This is a genomic window from Clostridium ragsdalei P11, assembly GCF_001675165.1.
Lineage (GTDB): Bacteria > Bacillota > Clostridia > Clostridiales > Clostridiaceae > Clostridium_B > Clostridium_B ragsdalei.
The window spans coordinates 12,543-27,692 of record NZ_LROS01000007.1 but is presented as its reverse complement, the minus strand read 5'-3'; the positions used below and the strand labels follow the sequence as shown (position 1 = coordinate 27,692).

Annotated in this window: 14 protein-coding genes; all 14 read right to left on the bottom strand. The window is 30.0% G+C overall.

From position 1 onward, the window contains the following. Positions 1-1,179: a zinc ribbon domain-containing protein gene (locus CLRAG_RS03385; protein WP_065077084.1), complete on the bottom strand. Its 1,179-nt coding sequence runs from the start codon at positions 1,177-1,179 to the stop codon at positions 1-3. A 219-nt stretch (positions 1,180-1,398) separates the two neighbouring features. Further along, positions 1,399-2,442, bottom strand: coding sequence for a hypothetical protein (locus CLRAG_RS03380; protein ID WP_065077083.1), 1,044 nt, complete (start codon positions 2,440-2,442; stop codon positions 1,399-1,401). Between the two features lie 137 nt (positions 2,443-2,579). Further along, positions 2,580-3,455: an oligopeptide/dipeptide ABC transporter ATP-binding protein gene (locus CLRAG_RS03375; protein ID WP_065077082.1), complete on the bottom strand. Its 876-nt coding sequence runs from the start codon at positions 3,453-3,455 to the stop codon at positions 2,580-2,582. Between the two features lie 172 nt (positions 3,456-3,627). After that, positions 3,628-4,302, bottom strand: coding sequence for an ABC transporter ATP-binding protein (locus CLRAG_RS03370; RefSeq protein ID WP_065077081.1), 675 nt, complete (start codon positions 4,300-4,302; stop codon positions 3,628-3,630). After that, the gene (locus CLRAG_RS03365; protein WP_338030825.1) at positions 4,295-5,452 is read right to left on the bottom strand and encodes an ABC transporter permease; all 1,158 of its coding nucleotides are present in this window, start codon (positions 5,450-5,452) and stop codon (positions 4,295-4,297) included. The genes CLRAG_RS03370 and CLRAG_RS03365 overlap by 8 nt, the downstream gene beginning before the upstream one ends. A 340-nt stretch (positions 5,453-5,792) precedes the next feature. Continuing rightward, a complete protein-coding gene (locus CLRAG_RS03360; RefSeq protein WP_065077079.1) occupies positions 5,793-6,719 on the bottom strand; it encodes an MBL fold metallo-hydrolase in 927 nt (308 codons plus the stop codon). Positions 6,720-7,026: 307 nt separating this feature from the next. Further along, entirely contained in the window at positions 7,027-8,418 is a 1,392-nt protein-coding gene (locus tag CLRAG_RS03355) for a cell wall-binding repeat-containing protein (protein ID WP_065077078.1), read from the bottom strand. A gap of 344 nt (positions 8,419-8,762) precedes the next feature. Beyond that, positions 8,763-9,425 carry an MgtC/SapB family protein gene (locus CLRAG_RS03350; protein ID WP_065077077.1) on the bottom strand — a complete coding sequence of 221 codons (663 nt, stop codon included), beginning with the start codon at positions 9,423-9,425 and terminating at the stop codon, positions 8,763-8,765. Between the two features lie 598 nt (positions 9,426-10,023). Further along, complete coding sequence (locus tag CLRAG_RS03345; protein ID WP_065077076.1) at positions 10,024-10,506, bottom strand: pilus assembly PilX N-terminal domain-containing protein; 483 nt, start codon at positions 10,504-10,506, stop codon at positions 10,024-10,026. A gap of 24 nt (positions 10,507-10,530) precedes the next feature. After that, on the bottom strand, positions 10,531-11,073 hold the full coding sequence (locus CLRAG_RS03340) for a PilW family protein (protein WP_065077075.1): 543 nt from the start codon (positions 11,071-11,073) through the stop codon (positions 10,531-10,533). A 17-nt stretch (positions 11,074-11,090) separates the two neighbouring features. Further along, positions 11,091-11,450 carry a type II secretion system protein gene (locus CLRAG_RS03335; RefSeq protein WP_065077074.1) on the bottom strand — a complete coding sequence of 120 codons (360 nt, stop codon included), beginning with the start codon at positions 11,448-11,450 and terminating at the stop codon, positions 11,091-11,093. A gap of 110 nt (positions 11,451-11,560) precedes the next feature. Beyond that, on the bottom strand, positions 11,561-12,985 hold the full coding sequence (locus CLRAG_RS21210; protein WP_065077073.1) for a type II secretion system protein: 1,425 nt from the start codon (positions 12,983-12,985) through the stop codon (positions 11,561-11,563). Between the two features lie 28 nt (positions 12,986-13,013). Next, positions 13,014-13,742 (bottom strand): type 4a pilus biogenesis protein PilO, encoded by a 729-nt coding sequence (gene pilO / locus CLRAG_RS03325; RefSeq protein ID WP_065077072.1) that lies wholly within the window; start codon positions 13,740-13,742, stop codon positions 13,014-13,016. Further along, positions 13,729-14,967: a type IV pilus biogenesis protein PilM gene (pilM, locus tag CLRAG_RS03320; protein WP_242872082.1), complete on the bottom strand. Its 1,239-nt coding sequence runs from the start codon at positions 14,965-14,967 to the stop codon at positions 13,729-13,731. The genes pilO and pilM overlap by 14 nt, the downstream gene beginning before the upstream one ends. Positions 14,968-15,150: the final 183 nt, after the last annotated feature.

Below are 15,150 nucleotides of genomic sequence, written 5' to 3'. Positions count from 1 at the left end.
TCACTTCCTCTTTTCTCCCTTAATAAATTTGTATTTATAGAGAAGCCACAAAAAAGGATCTTCTACCCTATGTGGTCTAAGCTTAGTTATTCTATTACTTTCAGGATTGCATCCAAGAGCTGTCAATCCAAAATAAGCGTACTCTTTAAAATTTGAGCTAAGCTGATTTGCAAAATTTTCTCCGCCCCAGCTCCTAACTAAAGATTCCATTGTTCCATTTACATCCTCAAAATCTGCCAAATCAAAATATCCCTTGCTTACATGGCTGCTTGGATAATTTATGCAGCTTGATGGATCAATCAGTGATTCCACTGCATCAATTTTTGAAAAAGCCACGGCCACAGGTATGTCTATAAGCTTATCCATTCCTATACCATTTGCCTTTCTAATGAGGTTTGCCGTTCTAGAAAGCAAGTCTTCTATCTCTGTATTTTGCTGCGGCAATTTAATATTTTTAGGCAGTTTCCTCCTAACTTCTTCCAGTTGAAGAGGGTCAAGCAAAAATATTATACCTGAAGAGTTATATATGTACTTATTTACAGTTTTCATAGTATTTTCAGAATCTAAATCCTCACCTGCAGTATCAAAAAAAGCAATAGTAACTGCATTGCTTATCCTCTTACTTTTTAAAAAGCTTCCAAATATTCCGTTATCCTTAAAAACAAGATTATATATAAGAGGCTGCTTTACAGAGGCATCAGTTTTAGCAGAATGAGTTACTCCTATAATTTCATTTCTCTTAAAAATAGGATTATAAAAATCATTTCTATATCTATTCATAGTAGCATCATCAACTGCTGAAAGACTATAATTGAAGGCCGAAGCTATCTCATTCATTATCTTTTGAATCAAAACTGCAATGTAATGGCTTTTTCCTGCCTCTTTTGCACCAATTACTGCAAATATTAAATTATCATATTCTCCAATTGAATATGGAAGTTCCTGGTTACAGGTTGGGCATACTTTTATATTGGTTTTCTGTCCACACTCATTGCAAAACACATAATCCGGCATTTCATTTTTGTCCTCAACGTTCTTTGGTTTTATGGGCGTTAGGTTTCTTGCATTTTCACATAAATCAGGATCATTTTTGCATATAAAATTCACTTCATTTAAAGCATGTTTAGAAAAACAATAGGGACATATATAATCATCTTTTTTTCTAAAGTTAAGTTTCACAGTTAATCCTCCCCTTATGTAATTAAAAATTAATAATTAATAGTGAAGAGTGAATGATAATTTTTCTCCACTATGTTACTAAAAATCTTAAATTAGAGCTTATTGAAGCAAAGCTTCAATTGCGTTATGTTATGATTTAGATTTTCTGTAGTGTTAACGGAAGAAAATCATCCATAACTATTAATTCTTAATTATTAATTCTTAACTAAAATATAATTTCTATTTAAAGTACAGCTTTTCCTTAGCTGGCGAAACTATCCTGTATAACTTACTGTTAGAGTCATCTACAAAGAATAATTTCACATACATATTTTTTTTTATATTTTCAATAGGCAAATCAAAGTCTATGATTTCATCATTTTTTAAAGTTTCATAATCTATATTAAACAAAGTTTCTCCATCAGATTTTTGAATAGGCATATTCCCTATCTTACTGATTAAAACAAGCTGCGGCAATTCTATTTCTCCCTTTGGAGAAGATTTAGAAGATGGCGCAGACAAGCTTATCTTAGCAGATTTTAATTTACCCAAGAGACTTCTTTTTAAGTCTATTTCATAAAATATTTCCTGAGGTACTTTATTTACCACAAGCCTTCTCTGACCTTCAGAATATAATGTCTTGTTTTCATATTCCACCACAGCATAAATACAGAAATAATAATTTCCTTCTTCTATTTTACTTATGGTATAATCTCCTGTTTCGAAATCTTCCTCTCTCTCTATGATTACATGAGAAGCACTGGAATCTGAAGGTGTCTCTGGAAATCTATCCATCCTGCAGCATAAAAGTACTTTGTCTATACCTTCTGGCCATCCCCATTCCAGAGACAGTTGTCCATATTTTATTTCTGCTCTTACAAAGGGTACATCCGGAATGTTTCCATCATCAAAAATGGGTTTAATTTTATTATCCTCTGATTTCTCAGGTAATTCATCTATATGTAATTGTAAATCATCATTTACATTTTCAATTTTATCTTCATCCAGTTCTTCTAGAGAATCTTCAACTTTTACTTCATTGACACTTTCAGAGTCTATATTTTCTGTGGAGTTTTCATCTTTTTGATCTGAAGACGAATCTTCTATATAGGAATTATCTTCAGTAATTTCTGATATTTTTTTTCGTATATCATCTTCAGATAACTCAGTAAATTTATTTAGGAAGTTATTTATTTCACTCTGAGAAATATTATCTTTAACTGAAAATATTATGTCGATTTCCTCAGCTAATTCTTCCATTTCCCTCTCCTTTTTTTCGTCCATTTTACTCATACTCCCTTCAATATTAGTATATACCATTGTATTAGGAGTTCAAAATTAAAATTTTGTAAATATAAAAAAGTTCCTTGTTGTAGTCATTTCAATATCTACAACAAGAAACTCTATATACATCTTACTTTTTAAGCATTATAGTTCACATAGTTAGAACAAATTACCTGTCGACCTGAACTCAAAAATTTTATTTCAGGTCTCATATACATGCAATCATAAGATGACTTTTCACAGTTCAAACAAAAAGAACATCCTGTTCTAGGCATATTATTAATGCTTTTTATATATTCTTTAATCTCAGATGATGCTTCCGCAAACTTCGAATTGTTTTTATAAAAAAGAATATATTTCGTATATGGGTGAATAGGATTTTTCAAAATTAAGTCCTTTTTTCCATATTCAATTACAGTTCCTCTATACATAATTGCTATATTATCTACAGCTTCAGCTACAACCCTAGCATTTTTGGATATGAATATCAAACTAGTGTTATTCTCTTCCCTTAACTTTTTAAGTTGTGCCAACATATAATTCTTTATTTTATTATCCAGTCTAAAGATAGTATCATCTAATATTATAAGTTTTGGTTTAACTAAAAACGCCATGGCAAACATAAGACGCTGTTTCTCATAAGCTTCTAATTTAAAAGGAAAAGCTTTAAAAATAGTCCCACTATTATCACAACCTAATGTGCTCAACATTTCTTCCAATTTAGATTTTGATTCTTCAATAGTCAATCCAGTGTACCTGGAAATAACTTCAAAGCACTGTCTTCCCACAGACTTTATAGGGTTTAAGGATGTTAAATAAACTTTTATCAAAGATATAAATATATTGTCTATTGTTTTAGTGTACTTTGTTGCAATATCTATAATGTTTTTACCTTCAAAAGTAATTTTACTGTTTTTAGATAATTTTTTCTTTCTATTTACAACTAACAATGCATCCCCAGGTTTTACATCAATATCAATGGTTTGTTTTGATAAAACTTCATTTTTTTCCACAAATATGCACCCCTTTTAATAACTATATATCATGTTATTATTTTAACATTTCATTTGTTACTATTTTAACATTACTTTTCAGAAAAGTCTATATATTTATAAAATTGTTTCTATTTTAATAAAAAAAATAACATTGCAAATTTATTTTACAATGCTATTTCCTATATAAGAGCTACGATCTTACTTGTCCATCTTTTATCTGTATTATCCTATCAGTTTTATTAGCTATACTTACATCGTGAGTTACAATAATAAAGGTAGTACCAAACTTATCATTTATTTGTCGAAAGAGTTTATAAATACTCTCTGCATTTGTAGAATCAAGATTCCCAGTGGGCTCATCTGCAAGAACTATGCTGGGATCGTTCATAAGTGCCCTAGCTATAGCAATTCTTTGCTGCTGTCCCCCTGATAAGTCATATACCTTCTTTTTCTTGCATCCAGAAAGTCCAACTAGTTCAAGAAGTTCTTCTGCCTTTCTCTTAGCACTTCTACCGCAAAAAAAATGCTTTATTCTGTAAGGCATAAGTACATTTTGTATTGCATTAAACTCGGGGAGAAGATAATGAAACTGAAAAACAAAGCCTATACTTTTATTTCTCACTGAAGCCCTTGAATTTCTTCCTATACTTTTTATACTTTTACCCTGTATGTACACTTCTCCTGTTGTTGGCTTATCTAGCATACCCATTATATTTAAGAGAGTGGTCTTTCCACTTCCCGATGCCCCTATAATGGAATTAAAAGATCCCTTTTCTATAGATATATTTACTTCTGACAAAACTTTATTTTTAACTCTTCTTCCATATATCTTATTTACATTTTCAAGTTGAATGATATTATCCATTTTTTATTACCTCCACAGGATTAAGTCTAAATGACTTAAATGCCGGAAAGAGTGCTGCAAAGGTTGACGCAGCTACATCAATAATAGATGATGCTAAAATAAATTTATGGTTCACAACTATATTAACTAGAGGCAATCCTTCAGAATTAACTATATATCTGTTAAACCCTTTTATATACAACCATGTAAAAAGCAGTCCCAAAGCCGTTCCCAATACTCCAAGTATAAAAGCTTGTACAAAAAATATAAAAGCTGCACTTCCATCCTTTATACCCATGGCCTTTAATATACCTATCTGTTTATATTTTTGAACTACACTTATACCCAGTATACTTATGATGCTGAGAACTGCTGCAAGAAGTACAAAGAATTGAATTATTATTGTACAAATTTTTTCTCCAACCATTCCACTGGCTAAAAATTTATTCTGATCTTTCCAATTCTGCACATTAACGCTGTTATCAGAAAGTATTTTAGTTATTTTCTTTCCTTCCAGGTCTGCATTATATATATCCTTAACTGCAATTTCCATAGAAGTAGCCTTGTTTCCAAAACCAATTAAATTTTGAACATCACTTAAATCTGTAATAACCCAAGCTCCATTTATTTTAGTAGCTCCAAGATCAAAGAAACCAACTATGTTTAAAGTCAACTTTTTTCCACCCATGGTAAACAAATCTATATTATCTCCAAGCTTTAAATCAAGCTTCTTCTTCAAATCTTTTCCTATAATAACTTGCCCACTATTTTCATACATTTTTCCTTCATATATACTGCCTTTTATGTTATAAAGTGAGTTAACATCTTCAGGCATAAATCCTCTGATCTGAACAGGTTGGTTAGTATCTTTTAATTTAATAAAAACCTGAGAATCAACTACAGGCGCTGCAGTCTTTACATTTTTATCTTCTTTTACAATTTTATTTTTTATATCACTCCAATTTTCTATGCTGCCGTTATTAGAATAAACCGTAACTTGAGCTGAATTTCCTGCAATTTTATTTAAAATAGTATTTTCAAGTCCACTGCTTAAAAGTCCTATAAATATTTGCACAGAAACTCCTACTGCAATTCCCAGTATTATAACAAAGGTTTGCAATTTACTGTGTTTTAAAAATTGAAGAGCCACTTTTGATGATATAAACAACAATTATCTCCTCCTTAGAACATATTATCCACAAATTTTATATTATTACTAATTTTTATTAAAGACAAGATAATTATTTTTTCTATACATAATTAGCTTTTACACATATAAAGTTTTTTTAATTAATAGTTAAGAATGAAGAATTAATAGTTAATGTAGATTTTTTTCGTTACACTACAAAAAATCTTTGATTAAGCTTTTCACCACTCGTTTCGCTAAAGCGAAACATTGCTGGTTTATATAAATTTAAAGATTTTTTACGACAGCTAAAAATCATCCTTCACTATTAACTTTTCATTATTAATTCTTAACTTGCGAAGCTTTGCTTCGCAAAGTTGAGTAATCAATAAACGTTAGTACAAATAGGTGCCTTTTTTAAATATTTATAAAGTCCATTCTCCATATTTAAATCCAGCATACCTTTTTCATTAAGATATCTCACATAGGATACTAAAATTGTTTCTGTTAATCCATATTTTACTCTGTTATCCAGGTTAATGTTAAAATCTTTAGTTACTGATCTAAAAATTTCTTCCATTGTCATGCTTCTATTTCTATCCATTACATCATATATGCTATTTGCCGTATCTTTATAAAATTTTATATTGTCCTTTATGAGCTTTGTAATATCATCATATATGTCTTTATGTGCCACAATATATTTACTGCATTTTAAGTCATAAAGTTTCTCTTTGCTTTTCAAATCATCCGTAAGGGAATAGGAATAAGGCATTTTAGCTTGCTCCATTAATTCATATCCAACAAGGGCATCTCCTAAATATGCCACATCATCAGGAGTAATAACACATATATGAGCAGCACTATGTCCTGGTGTATGAATAATTTTGAATTTGACACCACAAACATATATATTTTCTTGATCAGGTGTAATCATAATATCTGTTTTACAAACCATCTGTCCAAAATGTTTTGCAATTTCAGCCATGTTATAATTATTATGATAAAACTTCAAGTTAATAATTGAACTGCAAGTAACAGCTTCACATTCCGGCATAGCAATAATACAATTGTACTTTTCTTTCAAATATTCAGCATTGCCTATATGATCCATATGAGCATGAGTGCATATTATAGCAGCTACTTTTAAATTATTCGTTTTTAAAACTTCAGCTATACCTTCTCTTTCTCCTCCTCTTGGCCATCCAGAATCCATCATAATTATTTCTCTATAATTGATCTTATAAAAAGGTATGCATGCCATTTTAGTATCAATGCAAAATGTATTTCCCTTTATATTTTTTATTTCCATATATCATTTTAGCAGCAAAATTACTTAACATAAAACTGCTAAATACTCGCTTCCCTTCTTTATGATATTTTTCATTCAAAATTTTATTATAAAGAACCTTCCTAACATATAAAACCAATTTCATACATTAAGAAGGTTCTATTTGCAAATTAATAATTGCACATAGCCTTATTCTTCTTTTATCCGATGACTACCTGCTCTAATACTCCCACTCCTCCAAGTTGGAGTAAAGAGCAGCTACGTCCCTGGATAACGATTTCTAAGTATCAGGTGGAGTCAAAACTCCATCTGATGCCAAGAACTCTGTTTATGGTCTAAACTGCTGATCCATTTTCATTACTTTACCATCTTTAATGAATAAATTAAATACAGGCTTATCTTCGTATTGACCATTGACCATATCAATGAAATTAGGTTGGTTATAGAATATATTTCCATTACTATCAAAATGAATTAGTTTTATGCTCACATCACTATCTACCTCTAATTTTACCTTATCACTTATGGTCATGTCAAAGCCATCATCTAATATAAACCACTGTCCATTATCTTCTTCAACTACACTGCTATCTCCTGTTCTCTTTACATAATCTAAAGCTTCATTTATATCTGTAACATATTTTAAATAATTACCTTCTATATAATACTTTCCATCTTCACCTACATACTCATTGGTTACTTCAAATAGCTTCTTTTCTATTCCTTTTAATTCATTTTCCACATCTTCACTTACAGCACCACTTCCCCCAAGTATAATTTCATCTGTATACTTTGTGGTATCTATATACTCTTTTTGAGTTGATATATTCTTTCCATCAGTAAGCAAAATAGGTGCCTGAAGTTTTGCTGCTAAAGCACTCCCGGACAAAGCATCTGGAAAATTTTCTCCATTTGCAATAACTACAGTACTGCTGTCCAAATTAAAATATTTACATATGTTTAATGAAGTTTCATATCTATTCTTTCCCCATATTCTTATAATATTTCCATCCTCTATAGTTGTGTCCAATTTCTTTATCTCAGAAATAATATTATCACTTAATGCACCTTGTCCTCCTATTATGTACACAGAAGAAGGACTTATTGTGCTTATCTTTTCTTTTACTTCATCCGGTAGTGTATCTGTATTGCTTAAAATTATTGGATAACCTTTCATACCTGCTATGCTTGATATACTCAATGCATCTGGAAAATTACTGCCATTAACTACAACTAGAGGGGTTCCCTTACTTACATTCATATTTTCTACTATTACTTTGTTAGTTTCAAATCTATTTTTTCCACCAAGCCTTTTAATATTGTTAAACCCCAAAGATTTAATATAATTTATATATTCATCACTTACAGAAGCATATCCACCTAGAACGTATACAGTTCCACTTACATCCAAATGATCTCTTATATAATTAATAGAATCCTGACTGTCACTTAAAGACTTGTCTACCAAAAGAATAGGGGCATTTAATTGTTTTGAAAGCACACTACCAGCTAAGGCGTCGGGGAAATTGTTTCCACTGGTTACAATAACATTTTGTACCTTCCCGCTGCTAAAGTTGTTGCAAATATTTATTGAGGTTTGGTATCTACTTGATCCGTAAATTCTGCTCACATTATGGCTAGCAGCAGCAGATACAGTTCCAGGGAAAGCGAGTCCTAAAATTATTGCTTGCCCTAAAGCCAGTTTAAATATTTTTTTCATATGTTTTCCTCCAATATTATAGTTTGCTAATACTCAACTTTTGTACATATAAAATTTTTTTAATTAATAGTTAAGAATGAAGAATTAATAGTTAATGTGGATTTTTTTCCGTTACACTACAAAAAATCTTTGATTAAGCTTTTCATCACTCGTTTCGCTAAAGTGAAACATTGCTGATTTATATAAATTTAAAGATTTTTTGCGACAGCTAAAAATCATCCTTCACTATTAATTTTTCATTATTAATTCTTAACTTGCGAAGCTTTGCTTCGCAAAGCTTTTAAACTGCGACAGTTGAGTTAATAAAAAAAACAAATTATACTCCTTCTTGTCTCTAAAAAACTTTATTCTATGTTTACGTCCCTTACGTAAGGAATCTTCAGAAGACTTACCATCATATCCTTCATTTCATTTTGATTTCTGCTATAAACTTTAAATGTAATCCTTACTTCTAAATCCTTATTGGTTTTATTATGATGCCTGTTAACCTGAATATTAGATATTTTCATTTTTGAATTTTTTAATATATCCAGTGTAGAATTAATACCTTCTTCTGATAAATTTGCCCTTCCTATAGAATATACCTCGTTTTTTTGAAGTTTGTTGAATATTTCAAGTCCTATAACTATAAGCACTGTAGCTCCCACACCAGGTATATACATGCCTGCACCAATTGCTATACCAATACCTGCTGTAGCCCACAGTCCAGCTGCAGTAGTCAGTCCTCTTACAAATTGGTGTTCCACAATAATAGTTCCTGCTCCTAAGAAACCAACACCGCTTACAACCTGAGCAGCTACCCTACTTGGATCTAATGACACCGAATTCATACCAACTAAATCCCAAAATCCATATTTAGACACAAGCATAATAAGGGCACTTCCAACTGCTACGACAAAATGAGTTCTAAGTCCTGCTTGCTTAGAGTGGCTTCTTCTTTCAAATCCTATTAAAGCCCCAAGTACTCCCGAGAGTACTAGCCTGAGTATCATTTCCCATTCTCCCATAGTATCCCTCCGATTTTAACATTATAGATTTAATTATAATATATATGGCAGATAAAATACATATTTTTATAAAAACTTTTATAGAGTTTCTAAGTAGAAAGTTAACTTATACCAGCCATATACTAACAAATTTCATCACACTAAAAACTTTTTATAAGTCTAAAGCTCGGTATTTTGAAAATCTAAAGAAGCTTATATAAACTCGTACCTCAGACATATATAAGCTTCTAAGATTTTCTAAAATACCTCACTAAGACTTATAGAAAAAGTTTTTAAGTGTGATTTCCATTTTGTTAGTATATTTTATGTATAAGTTAAAATTTCAATTAGAGCTTTCTAACTTAAAAATCAACTTATACGCAGGCATATTTTTACAATAATGAAGCTCTTTTAAATATTTTGCATATAAGTCTTAGAAAAAAATTCGTAAAAACTTAGAACTTTTGAATTGTTTGAGGTACGAGTTTTCAAAAGTTCTTAGCTTTTTTAGAATTTTTTACTTAGACTTATCAAAATATTTAATGAGCTGAAGGTTGTAAGAAATATCCGGAGAATAAGTTGATTTTTTTGCTTAGAAACCACTATATTGAAACTCTAATCAGTCTTCTACTTGTCTGGAATTTATTGTATAAGACGTATACTTGTTGTCTGTATAAATAATAGATACATTTGAAATTATGGTACAAGTTTCAGAGCCATAATTTCCTTTGGAATAGACATCAAATGTATAGGTCTTTATATAATCACTATCTTGCGGCATTGAGATATTATGCATAAGTCCAGCTTTATATACTTCCATATTGTCATTATAAAGACCAGCTTTGTTATAATTATTAGTTATAGAGTTTCCTGAAGATATATCAAGTTTATTGTTCTTAATATTGTTTTCAATATCATCATTGACATAATTTATAAAATCATAGATACCTGTCTCAGCACTATAATATGCTCTAGTTTTATCAGAAGTATCTGAAGCTACTCTATTGCTTTTTATACTAGTATCTACCATAAATGCAGCCAATAAAAAAGTTACTGTCATAATAATAATAACAACTATAAGGGCAGAACCTCTTTTTTTCATCAATATCCTATTTCTCCTTACAAATTAATTTGCCTGAACATTAACGGCAGTAGAACTTTTAATCTGTATATTCCCCTCTGAAGCTGAAACACTTATAAAAATCAATCCATTTTTATATGAAAAATCAACTGAATCTATATTAAAGCATTTATTGCCATCATTATCCTGAAGAGTTTTACTTTTTATATCATAATATATATTAGAAGGAGGAACATTAGATTCTGTTGGATTTAAAATCAAATTAATTATATCCTTATTAGCTGCACCAGCATTACTAACAGAACTAACTTCAATTTTGCCATCCTTGTCTTTAGATCCTAATTTAAGAATGTTGTTTCCATCTGAAGATGTTAAAGTTTTAGTATCATTAGTTGAGCTATAATTTCTTATTTGATCCGTAAGCATATTTAAAGCCTTATTTGCATTATATTGAATATCTATATTATTCTTAAAGTTAAAAGATTGTTTTATCTCGGAAAAAAAAGTTTGATAAAGGTATATTGAAAATATGGAAAATATAGCCAAAGTTATCATAAGCTCTACTAAAGTAAATCCTCTTTTTTTCATACTGAAAACCTACCACCTTATTTTTTTAAAAAATGTGACTTTAACACCACTTCATTTTCCTCATCATCAATATTATTCCTAACTTTTACTGTAATCTGAAAAAGATTGGGTGAATCAGCCTTAACCGGTACTGAACTTATATTAATATAATAACCGTCCATCTTTTTATAACTGTCATTTTTATATTCACTACTATCCGGATTATTTTTACTTTCCTCAAGACACTTTTGTGCTTCCATCATCATATTTTGCTTTAAAACCTGTTTGTTTACATTTTTATTAGCTGTAATATTAAGTCTAATAACAAAAGCAGATAACATTATAAATACACCGATGGCCATCATTACTTCTATATAAGTAAATCCTCTTTTCTTCATTTTGATCCCTACTTCTAAATATTTTAGATATATTATTTATCCGATCCCTACTTTTGCTAACACCCCCATCACACTCTGTGAAAGCGACTATAAGCAAACTCCATCTGAACCTAAGAACTACTTGATTCTAGCTTAGTATAATCATACTTACTTCCTGTATAATCTATACCATAGACTTCATAACCCTTTGCATCTGAAAGTACATCTACAATAACTGTACCCTTGTAATCAGTAACATAATTTCCCGGGGTAAGTTCTATAACTAATGAATTCCCATTATCCTTGTCAAAATTATAGGTATCTGTCCTTGTGCCAGTCCAATCTGGTATATAGGAATTTTTTAAATTCAACTGCTGAAGTTGACTTTTTGCCAGAGACTGCAACTCAGTAGTTCTGTGGTAGGTGTCCCAAGGGTAATTATCCTCAGCCAATTTAACATTTGCAGCAAGATTATTCTTTAGTATACTAGCAACAGAATTTACATTATTTTTTAATACAGCAGTCATATCTCCTGTTACTTCTGTAGAAAGATTAATTGGCTTTTTATAAACCGTTTTGCCGCTCTTATCGACTCCGTACACTACATATCCCATTGGATTTTTGCTCATATATGCAACTACAGTACCCGGGTGATCAGAATATTTACTATCTATATTTGAATAATCTGAAGGATTAGCATTAACTATTATAGAATAATCTCTATTTATGCCAGGATCTCCATTAGTATGATACCCATCATCATCAATTGCATCCTTATTCAAATAATATGGATTGACAATATGATTTGAAGCATTTCCTGGAGTAAATTTATTGCACAAACCCTTATATAACGGTTCCTGGATTACTTCATAAATTTTGTTTTCAGGCACTCCCATTATTATCCTTCTTATTGCATCAATTCTTATATAGTTAATTACTTTATTTACATTTGTTTCCATGTCAGAATCAGTATTTGTGTTTTCATTAATAACCGTGGAAGCTTTAAATTTAATGATATATGGATTAACTATCTTACCAGTGTTGTCTATTCCATATAACGCATAGCCTCCAACTTTATCCTGGGTACTTCCATAGACAACAACTACCACATTTCCCTTCTTATTCTCTCCACTAGGAAGAGTACTATCACTTGCTATCTCATTATCTTTTGGTAAAGCATTAGAAGAATCGGAAAGTAAAACAGATGAATTTCCAGACAAATCTTTAGTAATAGACTTGCTGCTATTAAAAGGATTTATCAAAGAATTACTTCCTGAAAAATTAGAATTCATATCTGTTTCAATATTGTTTAAAATAACAGTAAGAGCTTGATCTTTTGTTTGATTTTGATTTACAGCAGTTTTATATGCACTGCTGTCTTTTGCACATCTATTTTCAAGATAAGTTCTAACTAAAAGCACATTGGTGCTTACACTGTTATTTTTTGATTGCAGCTTAAGAGCTCCTACCTTGGGCACCAAGATTATGGAAAGCAATCCTATTATTGATACTACTATCATAATTTCTATTAATGTAAAACCTTTTTTCCTATTCACAATCTGCACCCCTTACAATCAAAAAATTTTACTTGAACATATCAGCTATACTGTTAAATCCCTGTTTTTGGCTATCATAAAAAATATAATTATCGGGGACTTTTGTATTGCTGCTTCCGCTGCCCTGTACATATTGATAAAAAATAATTTCTCCGGGAAGTTCATCTCCATTTTTTTTAGCATTATCAATAGATTTACTACTATTATCCTTGCTAACTTTTTCATCAGAACTCTTTAATTCACCATTGTTCAGTTCTTCATCATCACTAGAACCAATAGTAATGCTTTTTACATTAAGCTTTCTTTTAGTAACAGTATTTAGATTTCTTATAAAATTCTCTATATTCGCCTTGTTTCCTGTAATCTTTAAGTCTATTATAAGAGTATGAAAATTGTTACTATTTGAACTGCTATCCCCATTCAACAATTCAAAAGAGATATTTTCTCCATTTACTCCAAATAACTTGCATCCATTATAGAAATCATATATAAGCTGGGGTGTATCTATTTGCTTAGGAACCATACTATCAAAACTAGAAGTCTCCTGTCTCAACTTTTTTAACTCCTGCTGCTTAGTCTCAATAGATTTTTTCTTAGCCTTAAGAGAATTTAATTCTTTTGTTTTTAAAGCATACTTATTTTTAGCCTGCTTCACCGTATCTAATTTATAAGTTATAAAATATGTATAAATCACATAATTAAATCCTATAAACAATATTGCTATTAAAATCATCAAATCCCTTTTATTTTTTTCCATCTTTATTCACGCCTTTATATGATTCTAATAATTTCAATTTAAGTTCAACCTCTTTTACATCATCATTAAGATCTACCTCGGGAAGCTCAACAGGCTCAAATGCATTCATAGAATTTATTGCCACAATAAGTCTCGCCGCATCTATTGTATTTTTATTCACATCAAACACAACATTTATATTTTGTTTATCCATGGTAATCCCTTTTATAGTTACACCTTTAGGTAAGCCGTTCCTCAAAGTTTCTAGTACTCCTATGTAGTCGAAATCATCACCTTCAATTTTCTTTATATAATTAGCTTTATCCTCATAAGCTTTGTTTTCCTTATCTAATTTATTCACATCATTTTGTACACCACTTAAAACAGCTATCTGTGAATCTATGTCCCAAGTATCATACTTTAATAAATTTAACTTTGTATATATAAGTGCTGCTCCTATTATAATAATAGTTATTAAAAAAAATAATTCTATTTCATGTATAATTAACTTATTTTCAAATTGTTTCTTCTTATTTTTTCTATAAAACCTATCAAGAAAGTCTATACTTTTATTATATATATTTTTTACCGGTATAGAATCTCCAAGTATATCAGGATATATGTTTTCATCTACTGTACTCTTTTTAATTAATTTTGATGCTTTAATATTGAATCCTATATTAGTTTCTATTGAAGTTTGAGTACTAATAAGCTCACAAAGCTTTGAATTTGTATAAAGTTCTCCTAATACATATATCTTGTCAATCTTACTCCCGAAATGCCTTGTTGAATAAAAATTAAAAAAATAATCAAGACTTCTCATTAAGTCATTAAAATCTTCATCCTCTGTTTCATTTAATATATTGGAATAAAGAAATATTTTCCCCTTATCCAGTATAGTTAAAGTAGTCTTTTCTACATTTGCATCTATGACAGCTATACTGCAATAATCTTCATCTAAAAACAAATTTGATACGGAATCAGGATATATCCCTATTGACTGTGGGACCAATCCACAATATTTTATAAAATCCAATACCTGTTTTAATTTTATTCTAGGCACAACTGCAAGCATAATGTCCATTTTTTCCTTATTGGTTAAGGAAATAACTTCATAATCATAAAGATATTCATTCATGTTAACAGAAAAGTACTCTTCTATATTATTCTTTATAAAACCTGCAAGTTCCTTTTTATTCATAACTGGAGTTTCTATTATTCTTGTTATAATACTTTCCCAATTCAATATTATTCTTACATTTTTATTTTTAATCTTTAACTTTTCTCTAATACTTTTGATCTTATTTAAATTATATTCATCAGCATAAGGTTTTCCCCCAGAAATAAATTCATTCTTCTCATATATTCTACTTATTTTTTTTATTTTTGTTTTGTTTATTATCTTTGACGCAACAGCTACATCTGCATA